The sequence below is a fragment of the Paraniabella hibiscisoli genome (assembly GCF_022512515.1).
GTDB lineage: Bacteria > Bacteroidota > Bacteroidia > Chitinophagales > Chitinophagaceae > Niabella > Niabella hibiscisoli.
In genome coordinates this window covers 4,118,215-4,145,209 of the sequence record NZ_JAKWBK010000001.1, presented here as the reverse complement: position 1 = coordinate 4,145,209, position 26,995 = coordinate 4,118,215, and the positions used below count along the sequence as shown (strand labels likewise).

Sequence of the window (26,995 nt, the reverse complement as noted above, 5' to 3'; positions counted from 1 at the left end):
CTTTAAAAATTAGAAATCTAACTGCAGTCCAAGATTAAATGTGCGTGGAAATGGAGTCCCATAGCCGTCATCATATCCCATATAGTTGGAAAGCTCCGGATCCCTTCCGCTGTAGGGCGTTATCGTGAACAGGTTATTGCCCGTGGCATATAATTTCATCGATGTGATCTTTGCCCTTTTCACCCAGGGCAGATCTTTCAGGTTATAGGATAATAGCACTGATTTCAACTTCACATAATCTGCTTTCTCAAGGAAAAGATCCTGATCTCGTTGATACGGTCTTACCAGGCTCCATGGATTATACAGGGGATACCGTTCCTGCTCTGGAATCTGCGTCCAAAAACTGATTTCCTTGACACCCGCCATATCTCCGGCAGTTTCCCTGTTGACAAAATCAAATCGGTTGGCGATAGCTTCGTTTACCAGGTATTTACCTATTGCAAAACCTGTAAGTACATTCAGTTCCCAGTTTTTAAAGGAAAACGACTGGTTAAATGCACCGCTCAACTTAGGATGCATATTTCCCTTAAACACCCGGTCCCTGTCATCTACCGTATAATCATTATTGATATCCTTCCAGCGGGGATCGCCTTTTTTAACGGTGATGCCATAGTACGTTAGCGGGGTATTCCCGGCAGGATTTACAGCAACTGCCGCATCACTTTCATACAGGCCTTCATTCTGCAGCAACCAAAACGCATCTACCCTTTCTCCAACCTGCAGCCTTCTCCCATTAACGGTTAGCGCCTGCAATCCATCCGGCAACGCTGTAATGCTGTTATTGTTCCAATGCAATAAAACATTGGGGTTCCATTTAAAATGACCGTTGCCAAAATGAGCGCCGATATTAGCCTCCACCCCAGTATTTTTAACAGACAGCCCGTTTTTATACGATCCTGAAAATCCGTATTCACCGGGTACCGGCACCAGGGTTACCAGATTCTTATCGTACCTTAAATAGGCGTTGGCTGCCACATACCATTTGTTTTCCAGGCTCAGCTCAAAACCAACATTCCCCTGGTCGGCATAAGGCCATTGTATACCCCAACCGGTATATCCCCTGTTGAAAGGCATTGTTAATGTTGGTATAGAACCGTAAGAAGGAATAAAAGGCGCCCCGTTATAGCCATTATCAACTGTATAAACCGGCCCGTAGCCATAAGAGTCATTATCGAAGAGACGCCCGCTGCGCCCTGCGCCGCTTTAAGTTTAAATACACTAAAAGCCTCCGGTAAATTAAATGCATCTTTTAAACTCCACCCTAATCCGATTGAGGGAGAAGTAAACCACCAGTAACCGTTCTGAAAGAAAGAAGAGGCTTCCCGGTTTATAACCAGGTCGGCTTCATAAGTATTCTTTACAGAAAGATGCGCCCTGCCTGAAAAAGTAATGAGGTTATGATCCAGGTAATCTTTGTATGCGAATATGGTTCCGTCCTGGAAAGAGGGGTTCGACCCTCCTGCGATGATCTTTACAAAATCCGAACCACCCCTGTACCCTTTTATATAATCATACTTCCTCCTGTCCCATTGCATATTTGCATTACCGCTTAGTTGCAGCTTCACATCGTCACCTAAATTTGGTTGATAACTGATCTGGTTTTGCCAGGCTGTTCTTTTATCGAGGCCAATGAAATAGGACGCAAAGTTGTTACCATCATTGATCGTTGTAGGATAATAGACATCCCTGTTGTTGTCATGATAGTTCATCAGGAAAGTAGACCGGATCTGCCAGTTCTTAAGCTCATAGGCAGCAGCAATTGAACCCGCTAAAAAATGATCCTGGTTCTTATCAAAAGACCACCTGTCTAAAAGACTGTAGTAGTTATCCAAATATGCCACATTAGGAGACAACGGCGCTTGTAGTGAAGGAACGTACTCCTGTTCCGCAAACCGCTCTCTTAAAAAAGTATTCCTTTTTCTGTCGGTAAGCGCCAACTGTATTTGTGTGCTAACAGTAAAGTGGTCGAAGGGCACCATACCGATATTTGCGGAGACATTGTACCTGTCAAGACCGGTGTTACGCATAATACCGCTTTCCCGTATATTGCCTAAACCAAGCCGAAAATATGCTTTGTCGGTACCGCCGGATATCGCTGCATTGAAGCTATGCTGCCACCCAGATTGGTAAAAAGCATCGTCCCAATTGCCGGGGCCGAAATATACTGCATTTGAGGAATCTGAAAGATAGCCGGGAAAGGAAGCCCGTTGTTGCGCTGTTGCATACAGATTGTAAAAAGGCATTCTGAAATCTCTCTCATAACGACCATTGGTTGTAGCGATATTATGAGGTTGAAGCGCTACCCCGCCATACATATTTACGCTTATTCTGTACTTTCCGGCTACGGGTTTTTGGGTAGTAATAAGTATCACACCGTCGATGCCCTGAACTCCGTAAGCCGCTATATCAGCAGGATCTTTAAGCACCTGTACCGATGCTATATCGTTAATGTTAAATGCAGTGGTAATATCTGTTTCGGACCCGATCCTTTCATAATCATACTGCTTAATACCAAACGGGAACGAATGGTTCTGCAAAATGGGAATTCCATCCACCACATACAATGGTGATATAGCATAGATATCACTTTGCTTTGATACCGGTGCATGCAACCCTCTCAGCAAAAGCCATGAAGGAATGCCTGGCTCTGAAGACTTGCTCAACGAGGTTACACCCGCCACCTTCGCATCTATCAAAGCAGGAAATGTGCTGTATGGCAACTTTTGCATGAGCTGCACCGGCGCATAATCGATGTGCTGTGTTGCGGTGGCCTCAGGAACTGTATCACGTTTCATAGCACTGGTATCCTGCGCTGATAACTCATGAGCTGACGCAATCAGCAGAAAAAACGAAAGAAATAAGTTGGATCGCTTCTTATTCATATCAGTTTGGTTAAATCCGAATATTTATAGTCGTCTGGTTAAAGCAAGTCTGTAATTCCTCAGCATTAAGTATTCAGCTCTCAACTCCGCTTTTAAAAGCCCCTGTCCACTAACCGTGTCCCGTTTCTGTCTTTACTTGCAGATGCGAAAATAGCTGCCGTAATTTGGTTTTTCTCTTACAACAGATGAAGTTATTGTTAACAAATACTAATCCATTGTTTAGTATAAATATACAATACAATTTTCCTAAACGGAAACTTTTTTCTTATAAAAAAACCGCGCAATCGTTTGCGCGGTTCAAAATAGTTTCATATGAGGTAAAATATTACCAATAAGCTCAGCTATTTCATATCGGGTTTTATGAAAAAATAAACGATAAGCATTACAGCATCACCTTCACCAACATTAGCAAGGTTATGTTCAATACGACTGTCGAAAAACATAGATTCACCTTCGCTGAAAAAATAGGTTTCATCGCCTACCTCGCATTCCAGTTTACCTTTAAGCATATAATTAAACTCAAAGGATTCAGTTACTATCTTTTTCTTTCGCCGGGCCCCCTCCTTTAGTTCCAGCAACACAAAATCTACGGCATTGTCGAGTATGGATCTTGTAAAGATGCGGTGATACAGGAACCCTTTTACATGTTCCTTTTGAAAGGTTTTATATTCATTCGGCTTCTTCAGCTCCACGGTCTTGCGGCTTTCGCGCTCAAAACTTATATTTTTGAAAAAGTCATTCAGATCTACTTCCAATGCCTGCAGGATATTAATTAATACAGGCAATGATGGTACGGTTCGGTTGTTCTCGATCTGAGAAATCAGCCCCTTGCTTACTTTGGCATTTTTGGCTAAACGCTCAGCGGTGATCTTTTTTGCCAGTCTTATTTCTTTTATCCGGTTGCTGATGGTTAAAAGCACTTCTTCCTGCATATCGTATTTTATTGCTAATATAGTATAAAACTTACCCTGGTAAGAATAATAGTGCAGCCAGACAGGTTCCGCGGTGGTTGTCCGCCGCAGATTGCGTCTATCGGAAGAGTTCATCCGCTCACAATATCTGCATAAACCTGACAGGTACATTTTGCAGGTCATTAACACGACTTCCCAACACAAGAATATACCTCTTAACTATTGCAATACAATTTTCCTAAACGGAAACTTTTCAGCTGTTAATGGCTTTATCAGTTTGCCAGGTCTTTCGCCCGGTCCACAATGCCGTAACCGTATGGGCATGAAAATAAGAAGGATGGAAAGATTCAACATTTTTGCAAATCTATTCATCAAATTTAAAGGCCAAAAACTACACCCAATGATACTTTCGGGCCATTGCCATGATAAATGCAATGCTTGTTTACTAATAACTACAATAATGCAAAACAAAGACCACCCTTCACATAATTTCGCGCTTGCAGTAATATGCTTCCTTTTTTCATTTTCGGGTTTGTAACCTGGGCGAACGGCACACTGATCCCTTTTTTAAAATGTCATTTGGTTTGTGCCCGACACCACCGCTTTTCTGGTAGCTACCGCGTCTTACATGGCTTATTTTTTCTGGCCATTCCCTCTTCCTGGATATTAAAGCAAACAGGTTTTAAAAATGGAATTGTTGCAGGTTTAGTAGTACTTGCCCTGGGAGGGCTGATATTTATTCCGGCGGCCCATTCACATTCTTTTGGTTTATTTCTTACCGGCATATTTGTACAGGGTGCTGCCCTGGCCTTGTTGCAAACCGCCGTAAACCCATACTTATCGATTATTGGCCCCATCGACAGTGCAGCTAAACGCATTAGTATGGCTGGTATCTGCAACAAGTTAGCAGGCATTATTGTGCCATTTATTATGGGTGTGGTATTCCTAAAAATGCTGGTGCAGCAGAGGCTAAGATACAGGCTGCTACAGGCAGTGAAAAAGTGCAGCTATTAAATGAGGTATTATCGAGGGTGAACACCCCTTATATTGTTTTAGCTGTTATTTTTATTTTATTTGCTGTTTTTGTTAAGTTTCTGAACCTCCCTGAAATACAGCCCGAAGAAGATGTGGTTGATGAAGCCAGCGGCCAGGTTATTCACCACAAAAGCATTTTTCAGTTTCCGCATTTGTTCCTGGGAGCGCTTTGCATATTTGTATATGTAGCAGCAGAGGTAATGGCCGGCGATATTATTGGTATATATGGAAAAGAGCTGGGTATTAGCACTGACATTTCCAAGTATTTTACCTCGCTTACGCTAACAGGGATGTTGATTGGTTATGTAATAGGTATCATCACTATTCCTAAATATCTTTCTCAACAAAAGGCGCTTCGGATTTGTGCGCTTTTAGGAATAGTATTTTCCGTTATCTCTTACCTAAGCAGTGGCTATACTGCTGTTGTATTTATAGCACTGCTGGGACTTGCTAACTCTTTAATGTGGCCTGCCATTTTCCCGTTAGGCATTAATCATTTGGGGAAATTTATAAAGCTGGGATCTGCGATAATGATCATGGGTATTGCCGGCGGCTGTATGGCCGTTAATATATGCCTGGTTAAAAGATACTGTAGGCTTGGATTTTCAGCTAGCATACTTTATAACGGTACTGCCCTGCTATTTGTACATACTATACTTTGCTATAGCCGGTCATAGAGTAGGCCTTAAAAAAAACTAGATCTATTTTATCAGGCAACAGGCTTGTTTAACTTAACAGTCAGGGTGCATGAGTTGTTGTTCTGAAGCAGCCGGCTGTATTATCGGTACTTCATTTTTTGTTGATGATGGCCGGATAGCATCTCAAAACCATCAACTTTATTCTTACATTTTTATAACTAATTCTCAGGAAAAATAATTATGAGTAAACAACAAACTTCAGGCAATTATATCGATAGTCTTGAGAAGATCAGTGTCAATATCCAGGCTGATGTAAAAAGTGGTTCAAAGGTAATTGCACAAACTATTGCCCACCTGATCCGTGAAAAACAGCAACAGGGACAAAACTGTGTACTCGGGCTCGCTACAGGATCAAGCCCTAAAACATTGTATGCAGAACTGGTACGCATGCACAAAGAAGAAGGCTTAAGTTTCAGCAATGTGATCTCCTTTAACCTCGATGAGTATTATCCCATCAGCAAAGAAGCGCCGCAAAGCTATAACCGCTTTATGCATAACCACCTTTTCGACCAGGTGGATATCAAACCGGAGAATATTCATATTCCCAATGGTGAAATAAAAAAGAAGACATCAAAACGGCCTGCGCCGATTATGAAAAGAAAATAGAGGCAGCTGGTGGTATTGATCTGCAGATACTGGGTATTGGTAATAACGGCCATATTGGTTTTAACGAACCCGGATCGGGCATTTACACCCGTACCCGCCTGGTAAACCTTACCAACAGCACCCGTTTGGCCAATGCCTACGAGTTTGCCAATATTTCTGAAGTGCCGCGTATGGCCATTACGATGGGCATCAGCACCATCATGAGATCCAGGCAGATCATTTTGATGGCCTGGGGCCCGGCCAAAGCCCAGGCGGTTAAAAAAGCCGTAGAAGATGAAGATTCTGAGATCGTTCCGGCCTCCTTCCTGCAAAACCACGATAATGTAAGTTTTGTTCTGGACGAAGCAGCAGCTTCCGGTCTTACCCGTATTAAGTCTCCCTGGCTCACCGGCGATTGTGAGTGGACCCCAAAGAATATTAAAAAAGCAGTGGTGAATATGGCTTTGCAGCTGGGTAAAACCGTGCTGAGCCTCACCAACGAGGATTATAATGATAATGGCCTCAGTGATCTTTTAGTAGAAAAAGGCGATGCCTACGAGATCAACCTCGAAGTGTATTATATGCTGCGCGACAGCATTACCGGCTGGCCTGGAGGCAAGCCCAATGCAGTGATTCCCGCACATCCGGAAAGATCAGAACCTTATCCCAAAAAATGCATCATCTTCTCTCCCCACCCCGATGATGACATTATCAGCATGGGAGGTACTTTTCAGCGCCTGCATGACCAGGGACATGAAGTGCATGTAGCTTATCAAACCTCGGGCAATATCGCCGTTACCGATGAGTTTGTAACCCGGTTTTTAGACTTTGCGGTAGGTTTTAACGAAATCGCAGCTATCAACTCGGATAAACCGGGCCAGGTGTTAACCGAAGCCAGGGCCTATATTAAGGGTAAAAAGCCAGGGGAAGTAGATTCTCCCACCATCCGTTCCTTAAAAGGGCTCATCCGCCGTGGGGAAGCTAAAGCCACCTGTAACTATGTAGGTATAGATCCCAATAATGTACATTTTCAAAACCTGCCTTTTTATGAAACCGGTACTATTGAAAAGAAGCCCCTGGGTGAAGAAGATGTGGAACTGACCATACAATTACTGCGCGAAGTACAACCGCAACAAATATTTTGTGCGGGAGATTTTGCAGATCCCCATGGCACCCACCTGGTATGTTTTAACGCAGTACTGAAGGCATTACAACGCATTAAAGCCGATGGAGATGCCTGGATCAATGATTGCTGGCTATGGTTGTACAAAGGCGCCTGGCAGGAATGGGATATCGAGGATATCGAAATGGCCATCCCTATGAGCCCGGCACAGGTGCTTAAAAAACGTTTTGGCATTTTTATCCACCAGTCTCAAAAGGATAGTGTTCCCTTCCAGGGTAGCGATGACAGGGAGTTCTGGCAAAGAGCAGAAGAAAGAAATGCTGCTACCGCTAAGATCTATGCTGACCTGGGATTGACCCACTACGCCGCTATGGAAGCCTTTGTACGATGGATGTATTAAAAATACAGTTCTTAAATAACGGATCAGAAAATGTCGCAGTTAGTCTATACCTGCGGCATTTTTTATTTCTATCATCATAACGAACGAGCCAGTTCTTATATAGCAGTAAAGATGGCCTGATTGTGCCAGAATTTGAATCAATTAAAAAACTGACACAAAATTGTGTGTCACATTTCATTGTGTCAGTTTTTTATGACACAGCTTTTACTGACACAAAGCTGACTCATTGTAAAAAAGACAATACCTAAATAAAGAAAGTCACAAACCTGAGCACAAGTAGCAAAAAAACTACCGTCACTCCTTATCTGCGGCTTTACGATCTAAATACTCGGTAGGCATACAGCCATAAAATTGTTTGAAGGCTGTAGAAAAATAGGAAGGCGTATTAAAACCGCACATGTAAGCAATTTCTGAAACGGTATATTTTTTTGAAGGATCAGATCCGCTGCCTTTTTTAAACGGATACGTTTGATCAGAAACGTAACCGACTCTCCCGTTATAGCCTTTATTTTAAGATAGAGAGATTAGACCGGCTCATTCCCAGGTCCTGACTCAGCCTCTCTACCGAAAAGTTATATTCATCCAGGTTATTCTCAATAATATTAATGGCCTTTTTCAGAAATTCTTCATCCAGATCATTGAAGGTTAGTTTTTCGGGCTCTATTTCTTTGCCGGCTGCATAATATTCCCGCAGTCGTTTACGGGTTCTTAATATATTCTGAAGCCTGGCTTCGAGTACCGCTATGGAAAAGGGTTTGGTAACATAATCATCCGCACCCATTTCGAGCCCTTTAAGTTGCTGATCGGTTTCTGATTTTGCGGTTAACAATATTACAGGAATATGACTGGTTTGAATATTTTGTTTGATCTTCTTACAAAAATGCAGACCATCCATTTCAGGCATCATCACATCACTGATAATAGCATCAGGGTGTATCTTATCAATAACACCCAGAGCCTGCCTCCCGTCATTTGCTGTTACCACCTTATAGTTGGTTGAAAAAACTCTTCCAGGTAAGAAACGATTTCTGCGTTATCATCTACAATTAATACAGTTTCTTTTTCGGCATTCCTATCAGGCAATTCTATGTTATCCTCTATATCAACAGCAGCAGACAATATCTCTGCATTAACTTCCAGCTGCGGCCGATAATTATCTTTAACGGCATCTACCCTTGCATCATCCTTGTAGGCTTCATCAGCTAGCGGCAAATACACCACAAAAGAACTACCTTCGCCAGGCTGACTTTTTACTTCAATAAACCCATGATGCAGTTCAACGAGACGCCGCGTAAAAGCAAGCCCCACACCGGAGCCTAAATTGGTTTCACCACCTTCTACCTGGTAAAAGCGGTCAAATATTTTGGGTATATGTTCTTTTGCTATTCCTTTACCCGTGTCGTTTACAGTAAGAACAACATGAGTAGCCGAAGCATCCAGCATGACTGTAATGGTTTGTCCCTCCTGTGTATACTTAAATGCATTCGATAACAAATTGAAGCTGATATTTTCAATGGCTTCTTTGTCAAAAAAAACCAACAGGTCATTTACCGTCGTCTCAAAATCATAATTGATCTTCTTTTTTTCGGCAAGAGGTAAAAAAGACTTGTATGTATCCTGGATTACTGCTCCTAAATTTGCCTTTGCCACCCTTAACACCCGGGTACCCGACTCTGTTTTTCTGAATTCGAAAAGCTGGTTAACGATGGTATATAACCTTTTTGTGTTGCGCATCATTAGTTCATGACGGCGACGCTGTTTTTTATCAGTTTCCGGCTCATTGAGTATTTCCTCAAGAGGCGCCATAATAAGGGTAAGAGGTGTGCGTAATTCGTGAGATACATTGGTAAAGAAATCCATCTTTACTTTGTTAAGGTAATTTGCTTTATCCCTGTTAATCCGCTCAAGCCTGAGCTGATGAACGGCGCGCATTCTTTCCGTAAGCACACGGTATAAAAATACCACCATGATCAAAATAAAAAGGGTCACCAATGCATAGAACCAGTTGCTTTTGTACCAAACAGGCTTAATGATTAATTTCAATACCCGCGTGTCGCTACTTTTACCATAGGCATCTGCGGCCTTAACTGAAAACTGGTAGGTGCCGGGTTGCAGATTGGTATAGGTGGCTTTAGGTATCCCCTCTACCTTTTGCCAGTCTTTATCAAACCCCTCCAGCTTATAAAGATAATTTGTGTGATTATCGGATATATAATTAAATGTATTGAAAAACAAAGTAAACTGCTTATAGTCGCTGGAAAAAACCAGTTCACGTGCTTCATTTAAATGCTGCTCTAAAATACCGGTGCTATCGCCCGGAATAACGAGATGGTTAAACACCTCTAAACCGGTAAATGTAATTTTCATAGGCAGCGGCCTTTGGTTTAAAGACCCTGGATAAAAGTAAGACAGGCCGCCTACCCTCCAAACAATAACATGCCATCCCTGGCACTCAGGCCCGCATATACATTGAACTGGTTGTTTTGTAACCCATCACGCTGATCATAGTATATTATACTCCTGGTATCCGGCGTGTACTTGACGAGGCTGTTATTAGTTGTGATCCATAAGTTACCTATAGGATCAGCTACCACGCTGTTGATATTGCCTTTTAAAAGATCCGGCCTGTTATTATAGTTAGTAAAGGTCTGAGTTCGTTCATCATACAGATTAAGCCCATCCCGGGTACCTACCCAGATTCGTTTTTGATGATCTTCTGTGATAACATTGATTACATTGTAGCTGAGCGAACTATTGGAAATATTTTTCAGCATCCCCTTATCCGTATCCAAAACACTTACGCCATTGATAGTGCCTATCCAAATACGTTTCCTGCTATCCTGCATCAGGTAAGTAATTTCAGTTGCACTGATACTTCTCCCTGTATTATCCCGATAAAAATGTGTGAAACGATCCGTTCCGGGATTATAGATATCCAGGCCATTGCGCGTACCTACCCACATTCTCCCCATATGATCGCGCAGCAAGGCATAGACCATATTACCCGACAGTCCGGATGTATCTCCGGGAATATGCCTGTAATTTTTAACGGCTCCTGTAGCCGGATTTAAAATGTTCAATCCCGTATTGTGTGTGCCCAGGAACACATTTCCGCTATTATCAAATTCAATTGACTTGATGGTATTGGAACTGAGCCCTCCACCCGTTCGATTGCTGGTATAGTACCTGATCTGCCTCGTAAGCGGATCCCAGTAATTAACGCCGCCGCTTTCGGTGCCAATCCAGAAATTGCCCGACCCATCCTGTTTAATAACATTCACTACATCATCGTTGAGTGAAGGCATAACCGAGCTCTGCACTAATGTATTAAATGAAATCAGCCGGTCATGATAATAACTCATTCCACCATAAAAAGTACCCAGCCACATACCATCCTGACGGTCACGGAATATAAACCTTACGGAGTTCTGGCCAATCGTAAATTGGTTTTTAGGATCGTGAAAGTAGTTTTGAAAGTAGCCCTCCTGATTCATTATAGATAAGCCTGAAAATGTTCCTACCCATAAGCTTCCTTCTTTGTCTTTTTTAACGCTACGTACATTATTGTTCGCGATGCTACCAGCAGCGCCGGACGAAATATATTTTTAAAGGTTTGGGTTGATGCCTGCCATTGAAGCAGCCCCTCCCCTCAGTTCCTATCCATAAGCTCCCTTTATCTTCATAAAGACAATTAATTCTAACCGTTGGCAACCCCACATGCCACTTCGTTATTGTACGGGTTTGCATATCGAAGGTCCAAAGGCCGCTGCCGGTTCCGAGCAGCAGATGATTGTTCCAAAGAACAAGGCCGTAAACTTCGCCAATACCGGAGGTTTTAGAGGTTAATACAGTAGTAAACTTTTTTCTTTGCTTATCTGACACATACAACTCACCGCTATTGGAGCATGCCCATATTTTCCCTTCCCTATCCTGTAATATACCCGATATATACCATTCGCCTGTACCCGGGCTTATACCATAGTTTTCAAAACTGTTACTTAAATAATTATAGACATCAATACCGCCATTGCCTCCTACCCACACGGAACCTTGTGCGTCTCTGAACAGTGTACGGATATAGAATGAACTGATGGCCCTGTTATCGTTTTTTTGGGACGGTATACTATAAAGTTACGGCCGTCGTAGCGGTTCAACCCATCCTGGGTGCCTACCCAGATAAACCCCAGGGTGTCCTGCGTAATGGCGAAAACTGTACTTTGCGATAAGCCGTTGTTAACGGAAAAGTTGTTAAACCGCCTATCGTTTACCTGGGCATATGAAGCAAGGTTTGCTGTAAACAAGCAGGCTACCAATAATATTCTAGCTAGTTTTTTAACAAACATCATTCTTTTTGCATAAAGATCAAATTTAATGCACCTCCGTTAATATTCCTATTCTGTCATTTATCCTATTCTTTCTTTCACCTTTTAGGAATGGTTATGGTAACCGGGGCGGCATTGTACAACTCTGCCTGGTAGTTATAAAAGGCTTCATCATCTTCATCAGCCAGCTCTGCAACAATCTTAGAACCTTTGTCTTGGGATGTAACCGAAACAAATTCGCCTTTACGGGGATATATACCTCCGAGGCTGTATTCATACTTACCAGGTTTTAATGCCTGCGAAACATAAAATATAAGTTGTTTTTGTTTTAATGACGGAACAGGATTAGCAATCGTAAGCTTCCATTGCTCGCCATCATCCTGCAATATCAGCTCCGCCGGCTGTTCTGATGTGATCGTATTGCCTGCAACAGTAATTTTTCCTCCACTAAAAAAGCCGCTTGCAATACTTTATTTGTATTATCATAAATAGCATGAGCTTCCCGTTCTTTTTTATTATCAATTCTTTTACATATCGATTAACTAACGCCGGCATAGTTATTTTGTTTGCATTGGGCACAGCAACATAATAGTAGCTGCCATTTGCAGGACGAATGCCGTGATTAATGGCTACTATATAATTGGGAGTATCATCACCGATGCTCCTATCGGTTTTATTAATTTCCTTACCTGTTTTAATAATAATGGTTTGATTACCCTCAGGATAAATAATATACCCTTTCTGACCGGTTTGAAACCATACCGGCTTTTCAGTTTCAAAGCTCCTGTTTACAGACTGTGTGGGCAATATGGTCTCTTCCTTTCCATCATGAAAGATAACCAGCTTGTCCAATAATGCAGACTGGTCTATAGTGGTAATAATTTCTTTTCCCTGTCCCGGCCTGTTGCGAGCTATCCTGCTGCCGAGGGCTATAATTTTATCAGGCATGAAATGATAGGTTTTACAGGCAGTAGCAGCACTGTAGGTTTCCCCGGGCAGATGATGGTAAATGCCCATTCCTGTTTTACCATTGGCCGTTACACCCGACACATCATTTTTACCTGGCAGGGAAGCCTGTGCATGACCCACCGGGATAGCGTCCGTCCTCCATTCTTCTGTAAGACCGGGCAACGCATGCCAATCCATATTCAACAGTACCTTTCTTGCATATTCATCACCTGTTACTTTTAGAGGTAATATACCGTATCCCAGATACCATGATTTCCTGACTTTACCAAAATCCTCTGCCCCTACTGTTCGCTTTGATTTCAGCTTCAGTGAGACATAAAAAGATTTTTCATGTGATCCTCCCCGATGTACCAGGAACTCGTTGACCCAATAGGCATCAGTACCTGAATATTGAAAGGTGTTATTTTTTATAGTACTAAAGGTTTCGTCCAATTCCTTTTGGTCCGCAATTTTCGTATCCTTGCTTTGCGATTGCTTCAGATCTTTAATGGCATCCAGGTAAGTGGAGGCCACAAATTTTTTCATATCGCTATCGTAAGACCTTCCGGATACCAGGAAATCGAAACTTCCGTTATAAATCAGTTTAGGATACACATGTAACAGCCTGTCAGCAGGAAACTGATAGTATGGATCGCTCAACTTCAGTTCGGTATTTTTAAACTGGTTGAATCCCGTAAAAGCATCCGTTAACCACTCGAAACCGTAAGCAACCATTGCGGCATCAGTGCCATTGGCAATATGATGCGATACAGTTCCGTCTGGTTGAAAACCTGATTGCTTGTATTGATGAGCCGGTACATTGTATTTGGTGAGCCAGCGGGCCACATCAAACACTACCCCATGGGGGCTCCAGCCCGGTGAAAAACTAAATCCTTTAAAAGGTTGATCTTTATAATAATCACTGTACCAGTATTGCACATAGGTCATTGGGCGGTTATAATCGGCCCAGATGATCGGCAGCGCCAGCATCATTCTGCTCCTATGCCCGAGGTTGGCATCGGCCCAGGCGCCGGAAGAACGTAGCGTATCTGTAATTTTCCCCCATCTTTCAGCCGGGTCACCAACAGCTCTCCGGTTAGCCACTTCGGCCATTGCGGTCTGGTATATCCGCACCAGGGAATAATATACTTTTGCAGCCTGTTGATCACCTTTTTTATATCGTTTAATAAATCCGGCATTATATGAACTGCCGGTACGATCAAAGGATCTGAGATCACCCATTGGTGTGTTACTACCTGCTCTTCGATCTTATCGTAAAGCTTCAGATTAGCAAAGCCATCTCCGGTGCAATTGCCTATCGGCTTACCCTTAACTACTACGTCTTTTCCCTCAACAGGTATCGCATTCGTATAGGCAATCAGTGCGCTGTATAATACTCTTTTTAACCTTTCACGTTCTGCAGAGTTTCCTTCAGGACCATATATTTTTGAAGTAGCATAGGCGTAACCGAGCCCACGATCTTATTGCAAACTGCCTCCCAGTCATATTCGATACTTTTGCCAACCGGCTTATATTCTATGGGATTTTGATGGTAAAAGCCAAACTCTTTAAATTCCCCGCCAGTAGTTTCGAGTTGTTCGATTGCATCGGCAACTTCTGCATCTTTAGGTTTTTTACGACCATACATTCGTCCCTGTGCATGAGTAAGGGTTACATCTTTGTACCGTCCAAAAAGGGTTTGCCATAAGGTTCCCTTTACCACCCTTATTGTAACAGGAAACTCGTTGAGCGTTTGGGCACCATCCTTTAAACGAATCGTCAACAATTGCGTGCCGGCATTTTTTATTTCCTTCGCTGCAGTAAATACACCGGTAATCCGGCCCATTGGATCGAAGATGGTTTCTACTTTAAACAATCCATCCATTTGTTTTGCAATCTCAAAGTAATAGCTCTTTGGAATGGGTGCTGTAAGTACATCTTTATTTCGCTCCAGGTGAATTTTTCCAATCACCTGCTCACCTTTTCCACAGCCTGCGGATATATCAAAATAGCCTGCAAAAATTTTCTCCTGTGCTGTTAACGTGGTTGAATGCAATAGCCACAGCAGCAATAGAAGGTGTAAATATTTTATCATCTGTTTATTTTTATTTTCTGTTTATGCAAACGCTTCCCCAATTTATTTCAACAGTTGCCTGATATTCTTTAATAAGAAGGATTTAAGTTTTAATGAAAATAGTTTCTGTCATCCTTAGTCTCCTTTAGTCCTTTTATCGGGGTATAATTCAAAAAGCCGTTTTAGATGCCCCTGTTCTTTTATATAGGTCTTGCTGCCATACAGGTTCACCCGTTCAGAAGGATCCCGGTTCAGATTATACATTTCATACAATTTGACTCCACCAGTATCTGTGGTAATACGTAATTTCCAATCGCCGTCTTTTACTCCTTCTAAAACCCGGTTTACGTAGTAGATGGGGCGGTGTTCTTTACTATAATTTTTCTGGCTGAGCCAACCTGTTACCGATTCGCCATCGAGGATATTAGAAGGCAGTTCGGCATGGGTCCATTGAGCCAGAGTGGGCAATACATCTATATTTGATAATGGTGTGCTGATCACTTCGTTTACCAATGTATGACCTTTATAAAAAGCGATGAAGGGAACCCTGTGTCCGCCTTCGTAAGACACCGCCTTGTGCCCGCGAAATATGCCGGCGCTTCCTACATCGTATAAGCGGGTAGAGCCATCTTCAAACATGCGCGCGGGCGCATTGATCCAGGGACCATTATCGCTGGTAAAAATAAAGATGGTGTTATCCGCCTGACCGGCGGCTTCCACCGATTTCCAAAGCTTTGCCAGGCTCTGATCCATGTTCTCAATTACATTACCCAAAGCACCACCCTGCGCCCGTATATCGCTCCTTTGCCCCCAGGCAACCGGCAGGTGTGGCATATTGTAAGCCAGGTATAAAAAGAAAGGCTTTTTGCCGGCGGCTGCCTTCTTTACAAAACGGATGCTTTCGCTGGTATACAACCTGGTAAGCGTACTATCGTGTGGCTTATATATTTCGGGATGCTCATTCCTGAAAATTTTGATTACCGTATCAGTTTGTACGTATGGGGCCCGGTAGTCATGACTGTATAGCATACCGTAGAACAGGTCAAAACCTTGTTGATTAGGCAGGTAATCACCATGATCGCCCATATGCCATTTACCAATGCATGCGGTATTATAGCCCGCGGGTTTCAGCATTTCAGCAATTGTTACTTCATCTTTTTTGAGTCCGTCTTTCTCTCCCGGCCCCACCGGCCAGTTTAAGTCAGTACGGGTACAATACCTGCCCGTGATCAACGATGCCCTTGATGGTGAGCAGGTAGGAGATGTTGTGACAAAGTTGGTAGCCATAATTCCTTTTCGCGCCATCCCATCCAAAAAGGGTGTTTTGATCAGCGGATTTCCATAGCAGGCAATATCGGCATAACCCATATCATCCGTTAGTACGATAATTATATTAGGCCTGCGCTGTGCTATACTTACACTATAGCTTAACAGCATTAACAATAATAAACGAATATGCTTTTTCATTTTATAAATTTCCTGTTCATACTTTTCTTAAAGATCTTCCCTGATCAGACCGTTCATTTAAATCAGCTTCAGACTTCAACCCTTAATGGCCTCCCATTATCAGCACTATCAGTATATGTATTTTTATTCGTCCGGTAATCATTTGACTATTTTCAGGCCTTACAATTCTGTTCTATTTTCTCAACTCCCTGTATCGCAACAGCGCTTCCAGGAAATAATAGTCGGCATATATTAGACCTGCATCCAACTCTGACTGCTGCAAGTAGTTTCCCGTAGCATGCTTTAACAGGAAAATACCTTTTCCAGTTTCATTCAGGTACCTGGGCGAAGCCAGGCTTACCAATATTTTTTCGGCGGCAGTAAAATACGTCTTCCCGTGTTCTTCCGACAAGCTGCTAAGGGCCAATAGCCCCGAAGCCAGCAAGGCAGCCGCAGAAGCATCGCGCATCGTAGATTTTTTGCTCCGGTATAATCCCAGTAAGGCACCATATCTTCCGGCATATGGGGATTGTTTAAAATATAGGCCGCAATATTTTCTGCCTGCATCAGGTATTCTTTTTGCGGGTATACTTATACATAAAAGCAAATCCATACAATCCCCAACTCTGACCACGGCTCCAGGCTGCAGTGGCTGGGTCATTGTCGCCATTGTTCCAGTCCCGTTTACGCATCACACCGGTTACTGGATCGTAGTCTACCACATGAGAACAACTGTAATCTTTACGGTACTGGTTTTTCATGGTTGTATTGGCATGGTTGACGGCTACCTTGTAAAAAGAGCTGTCGCCTGTCCATCGGTGTGTTTCCAGTAACATTTCAAGATTCATCATATTATCTATGATAACCGGAAATTTCCAATTACGTTTCTGATTAGGATTCCAGGACATAATCGACTTTACTTGGGGGAGTAGCGCTTAAGGGCCGTTTTAGACGAGTGAATCAGTATATCGCGATAGGCGGGATTTTTCGTAAGCCTGTAACCATTGCCATAGCTGCAATACATGATAAAACCGATATCATGATCGTGGGAGAAATCTTTGTCAGCCTCCAGCAAAGAAGTAGCGTGTGCAGCTTTTTTTAGCAGCTCTTTATCCTTCGTGTATTCGTATGTGAGCCAAAGACTGCCCGGGTAAAAGCCGGCCGTCCAATCGGTTATAGGCTGATAACCTCTTTGCGTAGACCTTGGCAACCTCCCGTTGCTCTTTACTGTGTCCCAGGCATTGTTAAGATATATTTTTTCCAGCTCAAAGATGGCGGCAATTTTTGTTCACTGACTATACTTTGACCTTTCAAACCGCGGCCGGGTACTGCCAGCATAAGGCACAACATACAAGTGCCCATTGTTCTACGAATATATTTGTTCATACTATTTATTAAGGCTTAATTCTATTACGGGAATTGCAGGCTTTTCAGAAGCTCCAGGCGGTACGATAATACCCGGAAATGCCTGTTCCATTTTGAACTCCCGGACATATTGGTATACGCCACTGGCCCAGCTAATCTATGGATCCGGTGTTCATTTTTTCTTTGGCGTTATATTGCTTTTTGGTAAGCCCGTTTAACCTGATTTCGATAACGCTTGCATATGGATCAGGCGCATCCCCGGGCAATCCGCTTATTTCGAGTACGCCCTCAGCGCTTTGTCGCAATTTCAACCTTTCTTTTCCCCCTATGACACTTGCGCTAATCGCTTTGTTTTGTAAGCCCGATAGCTTTATCTTACCATTTGCAGGCCAATTGAATACAGCAACATACAGGGTGGTAGCTCCATTTTTATCCTTCGCTGTGATGCGCCCCCATCCATCACATCGATAGGGTTGGCATGTGTACCGTAAACAGCATCGCTGTACTTTTTCATCCAACCGCCCATTTGCTTCAGCCTGTCAACACTTTCCTGTGGGAAAGTGCCATCTGGCTTCGGACCAATGTTCAGCAAAAAATTACCGCCTTTTGAAGCAATATCTATCAGCTGGCGGATCAAGACTTCGGTACTTTTCCATTTATGATCATCAGTTCTGTATCCCCAGGTATCATTCATGGTCATATTTGTTTCCCAGTCCTGACCATTCAACTCTGCCAGATCCGGAATTTTCTTCTCAGGGGTTTTATAATCTCCATACTGAGGGCGCCTGATCAGCCGGTCATTGGTGATGATACCGGGATGGTAGCGCTGAACCATTTTCATTAATCTTTCTGCCTGCTCCGGTTTAATACGGTTAGGCGTATCCCAGAATATAACGGCTATATCACCATAGTTGCGCATTAACTCTTCCATTTGTGGATAGGCCACATCATCAAAGTACTGATCAAAGGTTTTGGTGGTTTGCACAGGGTCCCAACTTCCCCCGTGTGCCTGTACATAAGCATCGATCCTGGCACTATCAGGGTTAGGCCAGCCCTGCCTCATCGGGCGGGGCCCGGTGGAGCCTCCCGGATTTCCCCAGTCCTGGTCCTGCGAATAATAAATGCCAAATCTCAACCCCTGTTTACGGCAGGCTTCTGCAAGAGCTTTTATAATATCTTTCTTATAAGGTGTAGCGTCCATAATATTCCAATCACTGGCTTTGGTATCAAACAGCGCAAAGCCGTCATGGTGTTTTGCTGTAATAACCAGGTATTTCATACCGGCATCTTTAGCGATGCGCGCCCATTTATCGGCATCAAATTTTATAGGATTGAAATTTCCAGCCGTATCCTTGTACTCCTGTACCGGCACTTTCATACGGTTCATCAGCCATTCACCGTTATTCACTTTCTGGTAATGCCCCCGGTAATAACCGCCGAATTGAGCATATACCCCCAATGAATAAACATCCCAAAGCGGTCATTGCGCCACCAGGTCATTCTTTTATCTCTTTCTTCGGCCGTTTCCTGTTTCGGCTTATGTTGGGCCTGAACCTGTGTAAACAGGTAGCCAGTTAATAAAAGTAAGGCTAGTCCTTTTTTCATACTGGTAATCGTTAGATATTTTTATTACTTAAATCTGTTTTATGCAATAATTGAAAATACCCAGGTCACTTGCTGTAGAGATTCAATTTTGTTGATTTGTTTTTAACTTTTGGTTAAAACAGGCTATTTCTGAATAGTTTGCGTCCTGAATAAGTCGGGGCAGCCACCCAACTTTACAATTCCATGCCAGCAGGTGGCTGAAAAATGTTCTTAGAACAAAAAGACCCCATGCCATAGTAAAGCCGGCCAGCCGAAAACATATAGCCAGAAAAATGCTACTTACATTTTTTGTTCTGCATTATACCCGAGGTAAATTAGCTAAAGCCACCTTTTAAGAATTTTAGATTTGACGAATATGGTTTTAAATTTGATTGAATGCAGCCTGTTAGCAGATATATAGAGTATCTTGTTTTTTCATATGCCCACCTGCAAGCAGCTAAACTTCTTTATCTAAGCTTAATTACATTTGTTTGAAATACAGATAGCGTGTCCCGCTAACGCAGGAAAGGGCTGTCCTAAATATAAAAATCCATTTAAGCAGCGGGGATGGAGCAACAGCATCCCTTAGAAGTCCCCTAGCAATTGGATATCATTTTTTCAAATACTTTACTGGCACAACCTAATAGCCCTGCTTTGTTGCCCAGGAGCGCCGGCACGATCTGTGTAAATTCATGGGCCACGGGAATTGCTATCGCTTTTACCCGCTGAGCAATCTGGCTGATATAAAAATCTCCTGCCTCGCTGATGCCGCCGCCTATAATTACACGCTGCGGACTAAAGATATTAACCAGGCCGGCAATGCCTGTTGCCATATAATCAAAATGTTGCTCCATTACATTTACGGCAATAGTTTCTGCGTCTAAAAATTTCTGCACGATCATTTCACCACTAACGGGTGCATTATCAGGACTACTGTTCTGGTATTGCTCAAGTAATGCTCTTGTAGAAGCATAAGCTTCAAAGCATCCGTTTGCACCACAGCCGCAACGTTTACCATCTTTATGCAATATCATGTGACCTATTTCGCCACCGCGATTTCTGTAGCCGCCCACAATTTTTTTATTTACCAAAACAGCTCCCCCGATACCCGTGCCAACCGTCAGAAAAATTACATCATCGCAATCACGGGCCCCGCCATAAGCGCATTCCCCAGGGCCATCATATTCGCATCATTATCGATCCATACGGGAATTTTTATAGAATCGGACAGGATAGCTGCAAGCGGAAAATGATCGAATCCGGGTAAATTGACCGCGCCTCCAATAATAACCCCATCCTCGATAATGCCGGGAAAGCCTATCCCTATCCCAGCAACAGGAAGTTGGGTAGCGCCCGTACATTCAGCAATACCGTTTTCTATTAGTTGAACAACAGCGGCTTCGGTTTTTGCCTCTTGCAATGAAAGGGTTAGCGCATGTACTATTTCACCGCTACCGGTGACAAGCCCGCATTTTAAAGAAGATCCTCCTACGTCAATACCTATTGCTTGATGTTCTATCCTATTATGGTGCATAATTATTGCCGGACTGGTTATCCTATTTTATTTATTGTGAAACTATAACCCTGATTCAAATGGATCTCCATTTTTTGCGCACCATTGTTTTAAGTAAAGACGCAAGGCAAGCAGCTTTGTTTTATGGCTGGCCTGAACGGCCAGGTTAGTGATTTCCCCGGATCTTTGGAGAGATCAAATAACTGCTCTTTGATGGCTCCGTTGTTATAAACAATGTATTTAAAATTTCGGGTAATAACTGCCCTGCCGCTGACGCCAAGTAATTTTTCATTATCGGCAAAATCAGTTTCTATAACCAAAGTATCGCGCAGATTTTTTGAGGGCTCCGTCAGTTTTTTACTAATATCCACCCCTTTTAGATTGTGAGGTTTCTGTACGCCTGTTAAACCGCATATAGTAGGAATAATATCTGTTCCATTACACACCAACATATCATCGGTACGTGATTTTATGGAGCCATCCATTTTAGAAATGATAAAAGGGACTTTTGCTGCTTCCTCATATAAAACCTGTTTTTGGTTCCAGCTATGACCCGCATAGCCATCTCCATGATCTGCAGTAAAAATGATTATGGTATTTTTCTCCACCCCATATTTCTTTAATGAAGCCAGAACCATTTCAATATACTTATCTACTTTTTCTACTAAACGGTTATAGGCCCAGCGGTATTGACGCCATTTATCGGCTGTATAATTTACCGATGGATAAGTACGGAAGCCCACATTCTTTTGCACTTCACGTAATATTTCCGGTTCATTTTGGGGATTGCCCAGTTGGCCGGTAATGGAGGGCATTGATGGGCTGGGGGCGCATTTTCAAGCACATCCATTTTTAACTCCTCATCCCTGGCCCATTCACAAATATCATGTGGATTTAAAAAAGAAGCTACTAACAAAAAAGGATTTTGTTTATTCTCTTTGATAAAGCGGGCGCAAAAAGAAGGTGTGGCTGCATCGTTATAATCTAAGAAATTGGTATTTTCTATAAATTCAAAACCATGCTGATTGACTTTTTTAGCAGGGATGGGTAAATGCCATTTACCTACATACCCTGTTCTATAACCACTATTCTGAAAAATTTTCCCCATTGTCAGCAAGCTGTCCGGCCACAGGCCATCTCTCTCCGGCACATTACCCACAAAGCCCGTTTCGAAAGGCATTTTTCCACTAAAAATTGCTGTCCGGGATGGCGTGCATAAAGGCTGGGCACAATAGGCTTTAGTGAAGCGAACCCCGTTTTTGCCAATTTGTCCATAGCCGGCGTGTGTAACCCTTTATTACCGGCAATACTCATAGCATCTGCCGTTTGCTGATCTGTCATGATGATCAGAATATTAGGCCTGGACGAGGTTTGCGCCTTAGCCGAAACGATTAACAACACCAACAACGATATGAAAATATATTTTGCTTTCATTAAGTGTATCATCGGGGCGAATATAAAATTGTAATCAAAAACACTGTTTCAGATATGTTTAAAACACTTACAAATTTGACGAAAAGATTTTGGCATTATTATATCCACGACTTCTAAAGTTTGTTTCATTAAAATAAAATCAGAGCTATTCCTTAACCTGGGTTTGTATAGCGCTTTATTTATGTACCTGGATGAAACTTTTTGTCATTGCTATTTTTTGCCAAAGGCGATGATCTTTCTTAAACATTATTTATCGAGATTGTACAGGTTCAGATTTTTGAAGATGTATATAACTGCTCATTCAAGAGCATATATTTTGAGATTCCTGATTTCCTGCCGTGATTGTAAACTTCTGAACCCGAAATAACCGGATGTCAATGGTGACGGATCTTTATATTCAAAATACAACGCTCCATTAAGCCAAAAGCTTGTCGTTCCATCCTTTACTATTGTTTTAACACGATATATTTTTTCGCCCTCCAGCAAATGCTTCTTATCCGTATATTCTTTTATCACAGGTTTTGAGGCAGGCGTCAGATATTTTCTAAATCTGGTCGCGCTATTGTACCATCCGCCAACACCCACATAGTATAAGGAGAGGTCATCATACTCGGCAAATTTTCCACGACGCGTAAACAGGCTGTCTTTTTTAGGGTCTGTAGCCATCCAGAACTGGTTCATATCACTGACCCGGTCATTACATTGCTGCCCCATTCGCACTACCCTGTCATACTCAATTTGTATATTGCCGCTTAATTTTTTGTTCAACCAAACTGTGACGCCTCCCCAGGTATCTAACACCAGCGCATTTTTGTGCGTGTACACCGTAGAGGTATGTCCTGGAAGATTATCAATCTCTGCTATCCAGGTGCGGCAATCCAATGGCCTGGAAAAATCTGATTGAAAAATAAGCCTGCTTTTTTGTGCAAATGCCGGAAAGATCCATAAACCTAAGACAACGGTAATTAGTATTTTTATTCTATAAATGCTCACTTTTATTTATCACGTTTATAAGCTTACGGGTTGTAGTTATAGACCTTAATATTATCATACGCACCGCTAGCACAGGGCATCAACCTGAACCCCCAATAGCCCCCTGCTAAAGGCTTATCATCCTTGTAAATAAAAACAGTTCTCCCATCAATGATGTAACTGATTTGATCCTCAATCTTCCTTATTTCACAATGGTAGGTTTTACGTGGATCTGCAGAAACAATGTCGTTCCCTTCCAACAATAATTTTCTACCGGGAGCCTTGCGTAAATTAGCCGTTTTGCGTTGTGGTTCGAAATAGGAAATGCGGTAATTGTTAAGTTGCCCGGTCATAAGTTCAGTAGAAAGACCATAGCGCAAGGGAAGCTTTTCATCGAAGATTCCAGATCCGTTGATGCCCCAGGCCGAAAACATAATCATGTGCAGAGGTGTGGGATAAAGCGCTTGGAAATCAAATTCTATAGAAAAGCTAGAGGCCGTTGGAAATTTTTTGTTCCAGATATTAAAGCTACCACCCAAAAACTGTGTTTCGCTGTTATCAGGGCCTTCGTTTGATGCAACGTTTGCATAATACCGGGAAATGTCTTTACCATACTTTTGTTTCATTGCTTTGATAATATAGGGCTGATATTCTTCTACATTATTTTTTTTGAAATACTTCCGTCTTCCATTAATTTCTTTAACAGCTGAAAATGGAGCGGCTCTAAAATGAGCTTCCCTTTACGAATAAAAGATCGACCTTCGCCCTCTATTTCCCAGTCTTTTAATTCACTGCTATTATTGAAATGGTAGCTGCAGATTAATTTTTTGCTTTCCACACCCTGCGCATATATCGCCAGATGTAGAAAGATCAATAAACCTGCTAAAAATGCTTTATTCATGATACGGTTAGGTTCGTTTGTCTGAATACTATTCTTAATTGCGCTCTATCTTTTTTGTATGGTTTCTTTGAACCCACTGTGCTCTACAGTGAAGCCGTCTTTGAATGGCTTATAAATACCGTATTTAAAATAAGGACCCAGTTCATCATTTTTACCAATGTCAACATTTTTGATATCGCACAAAACCTGGTCATCCATCCAAACCCTGATATACCCGCTTTCCAGTACCTTATCGGCTGTTCGGCTATATTTGCTGTACTTGATTTCCATTTTAAAACGGATCCATTTGTTAACAGGCACTTTACTTGTCGGTTCAGCAAAAGCCAAAAATCCTGTTTTACCATTTTCACCTATTACCTGGCCTACCTGCACCTTACCAGGATATGGTCTTGTACGGGTTTCGCTATCAGATATTCTTTCGGCACTACTGCGTACCAACATATATAAATGAGGAGGACGGTAGCTCATTTCAGCTATCGGCCCACCTGCAGCAGCATCTACCAGCCATCCATTGGGTTCTTTTGTTTTGAGACTTTTGCCGATATGCTTGTCAAAATACATGGTATCTAACATAGCTGTCATTTCTTTGACAGACGATTTGACCATTTGTCCTCCGGGATTAATGAGCAGCGTACGATCCGGGCGGCCATGTATTTGTGCTATAATACCGCCCTTTGTCGGAGATGCTGCTTCAGGGAACCTCGTATACCACTCATAAGTTACCACATCTCCATAGTTGCCATGAAAAGAATTGATATAAGCATCAAAGATGGTTGATAAATCTTTAATCTCTTCGTCAGCATATTCCTTTAGGTTTTCCCGGGTTCCGAAAGTTGAGGAAAGCTCAATACGGTTAGCCGCACCGGTACATACGAATTTATAAACTGCATTGCCATTAAGCCTGTTCTTAGTGTCTTCGATAATAATACCGTTTGGCTCTTTATCGCCAATTGAATAAACTGACCGTCCAGAATTTGTCCGGGAGCTACAATGCTTTTTTGTTCGCTGAGTCGCCAGTCGATTTTTCGTATTGTTCCCTCTTTGATTACCTGGACAGATTTATTAACCTGGCCGCAACTTGATGCGGCGGAAGCTATTCCTGCAACCAGGAAAAGAAAACTTTTTTAGCGTTCATATTTTAAAATTTTTGGTCTGCCATTCCATACCGATGTTCCTAATCTTATTGGGCTGCACCGGGCACAGTATCTACCACTTGAGCCGAGTAGGTTTTGTCACTGCATACAGAAAAAAGTACAACTTTCTGAGCTTTTCCACTCAATCACGGCTATTTTATTTCAGGAAAGCCGCTCCTCTATTTCAAAGGTTAAAAAGCAAATGCTAAAGCCTGTGTTTTTTACCTACCAGATCTTTAGGAACTGATACAACTACTTGTTCCCCTTCTACTTTCCAGCTTACATTTTTACCGGTGGAAAGCAACCTGATTTTATTGCCTTTTGCAGGCAGATTGCCCTTCCATTTTAGGGTTACAGGAATAATTTCGCTATCTTTAATGCACACAATAGCGTATTTCTTTCTCCCGTCTTTTGAATTTGTAAACCAGGTAGTATTGGTTGTACTATCTCTATAATTTTCTGTTATTCTTGTTCCGTAAATCGCTTCGCCATTTTTTTGCAGCCACGCACCTACTTCTTCCAATGGCTTTTCTACTTCTTTGGGAAATTCACCTTCGGGTGTTGGTCCCCAGCTTAGCAACATGTTGCCACCCTTTGCTACGATTTCAGCCAGGGTGTGAATTACCCAGGCAGAAGATTTCACTTTTTCTTCGGCAGGTTTACGATAGCTCCATGCTTTGGTAAGCGTGATGCAGGTTTCCCACGGTGTATTTATTTGCTCCACAGGAATCTGCTGTTCTGGTGTGCGGTAGTTTTCATAAGGGCCGTGCACGGTTCTATCTACCACCAATATGCCAGGCTGTTTTTCCCTTGCCATTTTGGCGATGCGCGGCATGTCTACCTCCTGGTTAAAGTTGGGGTAATTGGCCCTGCCCCTTTCGTTAAGGCCCCATTCTTTACGCTCCAGCTCACTTTTTAATCCGGGCCTGATCCATCCGCCATCTAACCACAAAATATCTATTTTGCCGTAATTGCCCATCAGCTCGCTGATTTGGTTAAAAGTAAAATCTTTAAACCGTTTCCATTTCTCAGATATTTTTTCAGGTCGTAATTAATATTCCGCGTTGGTGTTGGAAAGCGGTCCCACCAAAAATCCTGCGAATGCCAGTCCGGCTTCGAGAAATAGGCGCCGATCATCAACCCTTCTTTGCGGTAAGCATCAAAAATATACTTAGTGACATCGGCCTGGGGATTATTTTTAAAGGGGCCATTTGTAATTTTATAATCACTTTGCCTGGTATCGAACATGCTAAAGCCATCGTGATGCTTAGTTGTAAAAACGATATATTTCATCCCGGCATTTTTTGAGCTCTCTGCCCATTTTTCAGGACTGAACTTTGTAGGATTAAAGTCTTTTGAAAGTCCCCAATACCATTTCTTATAGGCTTCATAATTCAATGTGCTATCGCGCTTTGGCCATGGTTCTCCGCAGATCACCCATGATTCAGGTATGCCAGCCTGAGTGTATACACCCCAGTGTAACATTACCCCAAATTTCAGATCCTGCCACTGATCAAGCTTTTCTTTTACGAGCGGGTCGCCGGGATATTCATATTCTTTAGATGGATCATAAATATCCTCCTGAGCTGCAACTAAAAGCGGCAAAAACACAAGCGTGTATAAAGCTAATTTTTTAAAATTTTTCATTAGTAGATTCTCCGGTGCACTT

30 protein-coding genes and 1 pseudogene are annotated in these 26,995 nt (G+C 42.5%); 4 read left to right on the top strand and 27 right to left on the bottom strand.

Annotated elements, in window-relative coordinates:
• Window positions 1–9: 9 nt before the first annotated feature.
• The 3 genes from MKP07_RS25565 to MKP07_RS25555 form a co-directional block, all read right to left on the bottom strand.
• On the bottom strand, window positions 10–1,074 hold the full coding sequence (locus tag MKP07_RS25565; protein WP_240849991.1) for a SusC/RagA family TonB-linked outer membrane protein: 1,065 nt from the start codon (window positions 1,072–1,074) through the stop codon (window positions 10–12).
• Between the two features lie 2 nt (window positions 1,075–1,076).
• A complete protein-coding gene (locus tag MKP07_RS25560; protein ID WP_240849989.1) occupies window positions 1,077–2,882 on the bottom strand; it encodes a TonB-dependent receptor plug domain-containing protein in 1,806 nt (601 codons plus the stop codon).
• Window positions 2,883–3,223: 341 nt separating this feature from the next.
• The gene (locus tag MKP07_RS25555; protein WP_240849987.1) at window positions 3,224–3,928 is read right to left on the bottom strand and encodes a helix-turn-helix domain-containing protein; all 705 of its coding nucleotides are present in this window, start codon (window positions 3,926–3,928) and stop codon (window positions 3,224–3,226) included.
• A 372-nt stretch (window positions 3,929–4,300) separates the two neighbouring features.
• Here MKP07_RS25555 and MKP07_RS25550 point away from each other — a divergent pair, with 372 nt between their 5' ends.
• From MKP07_RS25550 to MKP07_RS25540, 4 genes are all read left to right on the top strand, one after another.
• Complete coding sequence (locus MKP07_RS25550) at window positions 4,301–4,807, top strand: MFS transporter (RefSeq protein ID WP_240849985.1); 507 nt, start codon at window positions 4,301–4,303, stop codon at window positions 4,805–4,807.
• Window positions 4,795–5,505 (top strand): MFS transporter, encoded by a 711-nt coding sequence (locus MKP07_RS25545; protein WP_240849984.1) that lies wholly within the window; start codon window positions 4,795–4,797, stop codon window positions 5,503–5,505. The genes MKP07_RS25550 and MKP07_RS25545 overlap by 13 nt, the downstream gene beginning before the upstream one ends.
• Before the next feature lie 201 nt (window positions 5,506–5,706).
• Window positions 5,707–6,132, top strand: a complete 426-nt coding sequence (locus MKP07_RS39555; protein WP_262919476.1) for a 6-phosphogluconolactonase — start codon at window positions 5,707–5,709, stop codon at window positions 6,130–6,132.
• The gene (locus tag MKP07_RS25540) at window positions 6,096–7,634 is read left to right on the top strand and encodes a PIG-L family deacetylase (protein WP_317236104.1); all 1,539 of its coding nucleotides are present in this window, start codon (window positions 6,096–6,098) and stop codon (window positions 7,632–7,634) included. The genes MKP07_RS39555 and MKP07_RS25540 overlap by 37 nt, the downstream gene beginning before the upstream one ends.
• Before the next feature lie 294 nt (window positions 7,635–7,928).
• Here MKP07_RS25540 and MKP07_RS25535 read toward each other — a convergent pair whose 3' ends face one another.
• From MKP07_RS25535 to MKP07_RS39535, 24 genes and pseudogenes are all read right to left on the bottom strand, one after another.
• Window positions 7,929–8,033, bottom strand: a complete 105-nt coding sequence (locus tag MKP07_RS25535; protein ID WP_240849983.1) for a helix-turn-helix domain-containing protein — start codon at window positions 8,031–8,033, stop codon at window positions 7,929–7,931.
• Between the two features lie 106 nt (window positions 8,034–8,139).
• Window positions 8,140–8,619 carry a response regulator transcription factor gene (locus MKP07_RS25530; RefSeq protein ID WP_240849982.1) on the bottom strand — a complete coding sequence of 160 codons (480 nt, stop codon included), beginning with the start codon at window positions 8,617–8,619 and terminating at the stop codon, window positions 8,140–8,142.
• Window positions 8,613–10,001, bottom strand: coding sequence for an ATP-binding protein (locus MKP07_RS25525; protein WP_240849981.1), 1,389 nt, complete (start codon window positions 9,999–10,001; stop codon window positions 8,613–8,615). The genes MKP07_RS25530 and MKP07_RS25525 overlap by 7 nt, the downstream gene beginning before the upstream one ends.
• A gap of 50 nt (window positions 10,002–10,051) precedes the next feature.
• On the bottom strand, window positions 10,052–11,128 hold the full coding sequence (locus MKP07_RS25520) for a ligand-binding sensor domain-containing protein (protein ID WP_240849980.1): 1,077 nt from the start codon (window positions 11,126–11,128) through the stop codon (window positions 10,052–10,054).
• An 82-nt stretch (window positions 11,129–11,210) separates the two neighbouring features.
• Window positions 11,211–11,678 carry a two-component regulator propeller domain-containing protein gene (locus tag MKP07_RS25510; RefSeq protein ID WP_240849979.1) on the bottom strand — a complete coding sequence of 156 codons (468 nt, stop codon included), beginning with the start codon at window positions 11,676–11,678 and terminating at the stop codon, window positions 11,211–11,213.
• A gap of 376 nt (window positions 11,679–12,054) precedes the next feature.
• On the bottom strand, window positions 12,055–12,342 hold the full coding sequence (locus MKP07_RS25500; protein WP_240849978.1) for a hypothetical protein: 288 nt from the start codon (window positions 12,340–12,342) through the stop codon (window positions 12,055–12,057).
• A 61-nt stretch (window positions 12,343–12,403) separates the two neighbouring features.
• Window positions 12,404–14,146 (bottom strand): polysaccharide lyase family 8 super-sandwich domain-containing protein, encoded by a 1,743-nt coding sequence (locus tag MKP07_RS25490; RefSeq protein WP_240849975.1) that lies wholly within the window; start codon window positions 14,144–14,146, stop codon window positions 12,404–12,406.
• Window positions 14,147–14,306: 160 nt separating this feature from the next.
• Window positions 14,307–14,999, bottom strand: coding sequence for a hypothetical protein (locus MKP07_RS25485; RefSeq protein WP_240849973.1), 693 nt, complete (start codon window positions 14,997–14,999; stop codon window positions 14,307–14,309).
• 114 nt (window positions 15,000–15,113) lie between these two features.
• On the bottom strand, window positions 15,114–16,445 hold the full coding sequence (locus MKP07_RS25480; protein WP_240849972.1) for a sulfatase-like hydrolase/transferase: 1,332 nt from the start codon (window positions 16,443–16,445) through the stop codon (window positions 15,114–15,116).
• Between the two features lie 172 nt (window positions 16,446–16,617).
• Window positions 16,618–16,893: a hypothetical protein gene (locus MKP07_RS25475; RefSeq protein WP_240849970.1), complete on the bottom strand. Its 276-nt coding sequence runs from the start codon at window positions 16,891–16,893 to the stop codon at window positions 16,618–16,620.
• 97 nt (window positions 16,894–16,990) lie between these two features.
• The gene (locus tag MKP07_RS25470; RefSeq protein ID WP_240849968.1) at window positions 16,991–17,332 is read right to left on the bottom strand and encodes a glycoside hydrolase family 88 protein; all 342 of its coding nucleotides are present in this window, start codon (window positions 17,330–17,332) and stop codon (window positions 16,991–16,993) included.
• Window positions 17,333–17,340: 8 nt separating this feature from the next.
• On the bottom strand, window positions 17,341–17,634 hold the full coding sequence (locus MKP07_RS25465) for a glycoside hydrolase family 88 protein (protein ID WP_240849967.1): 294 nt from the start codon (window positions 17,632–17,634) through the stop codon (window positions 17,341–17,343).
• A gap of 307 nt (window positions 17,635–17,941) precedes the next feature.
• On the bottom strand, window positions 17,942–18,094 hold the full coding sequence (locus tag MKP07_RS25460) for a hypothetical protein (protein ID WP_240849965.1): 153 nt from the start codon (window positions 18,092–18,094) through the stop codon (window positions 17,942–17,944).
• A 65-nt stretch (window positions 18,095–18,159) separates the two neighbouring features.
• Window positions 18,160–19,197, bottom strand: a complete 1,038-nt coding sequence (locus MKP07_RS25455; RefSeq protein ID WP_317235894.1) for an alpha-L-fucosidase — start codon at window positions 19,195–19,197, stop codon at window positions 18,160–18,162.
• A complete protein-coding gene (locus tag MKP07_RS39550; RefSeq protein WP_262919473.1) occupies window positions 19,194–19,394 on the bottom strand; it encodes an alpha-L-fucosidase in 201 nt (66 codons plus the stop codon). Before MKP07_RS39550 ends, MKP07_RS25455 begins: the two co-directional genes overlap by 4 nt.
• Before the next feature lie 575 nt (window positions 19,395–19,969).
• Window positions 19,970–20,907: pseudogene (locus MKP07_RS25450) on the bottom strand (ROK family protein).
• Between the two features lie 89 nt (window positions 20,908–20,996).
• Entirely contained in the window at window positions 20,997–21,641 is a 645-nt protein-coding gene (locus tag MKP07_RS25445; protein WP_240849963.1) for a sulfatase family protein, read from the bottom strand.
• A complete protein-coding gene (locus tag MKP07_RS25440) occupies window positions 21,602–22,153 on the bottom strand; it encodes a sulfatase family protein (RefSeq protein ID WP_240851070.1) in 552 nt (183 codons plus the stop codon). Before MKP07_RS25440 ends, MKP07_RS25445 begins: the two co-directional genes overlap by 40 nt.
• A gap of 464 nt (window positions 22,154–22,617) precedes the next feature.
• On the bottom strand, window positions 22,618–23,313 hold the full coding sequence (locus MKP07_RS25435) for a DUF6250 domain-containing protein (RefSeq protein ID WP_240849960.1): 696 nt from the start codon (window positions 23,311–23,313) through the stop codon (window positions 22,618–22,620).
• Between the two features lie 23 nt (window positions 23,314–23,336).
• Window positions 23,337–23,918 (bottom strand): DUF1961 family protein, encoded by a 582-nt coding sequence (locus tag MKP07_RS25430; protein WP_240849959.1) that lies wholly within the window; start codon window positions 23,916–23,918, stop codon window positions 23,337–23,339.
• Between the two features lie 29 nt (window positions 23,919–23,947).
• Window positions 23,948–24,193: a hypothetical protein gene (locus MKP07_RS25425; RefSeq protein ID WP_240849957.1), complete on the bottom strand. Its 246-nt coding sequence runs from the start codon at window positions 24,191–24,193 to the stop codon at window positions 23,948–23,950.
• Window positions 24,194–24,238: 45 nt separating this feature from the next.
• A complete protein-coding gene (locus tag MKP07_RS25420; protein WP_240851067.1) occupies window positions 24,239–25,114 on the bottom strand; it encodes a heparin lyase I family protein in 876 nt (291 codons plus the stop codon).
• A 417-nt stretch (window positions 25,115–25,531) separates the two neighbouring features.
• A complete protein-coding gene (locus tag MKP07_RS39540) occupies window positions 25,532–26,305 on the bottom strand; it encodes an alpha-L-fucosidase (protein WP_262919470.1) in 774 nt (257 codons plus the stop codon).
• Window positions 26,305–26,973, bottom strand: a complete 669-nt coding sequence (locus tag MKP07_RS39535; RefSeq protein WP_262919469.1) for an alpha-L-fucosidase — start codon at window positions 26,971–26,973, stop codon at window positions 26,305–26,307. The genes MKP07_RS39540 and MKP07_RS39535 overlap by 1 nt, the downstream gene beginning before the upstream one ends.
• Window positions 26,974–26,995 lie beyond the last annotated feature (22 nt).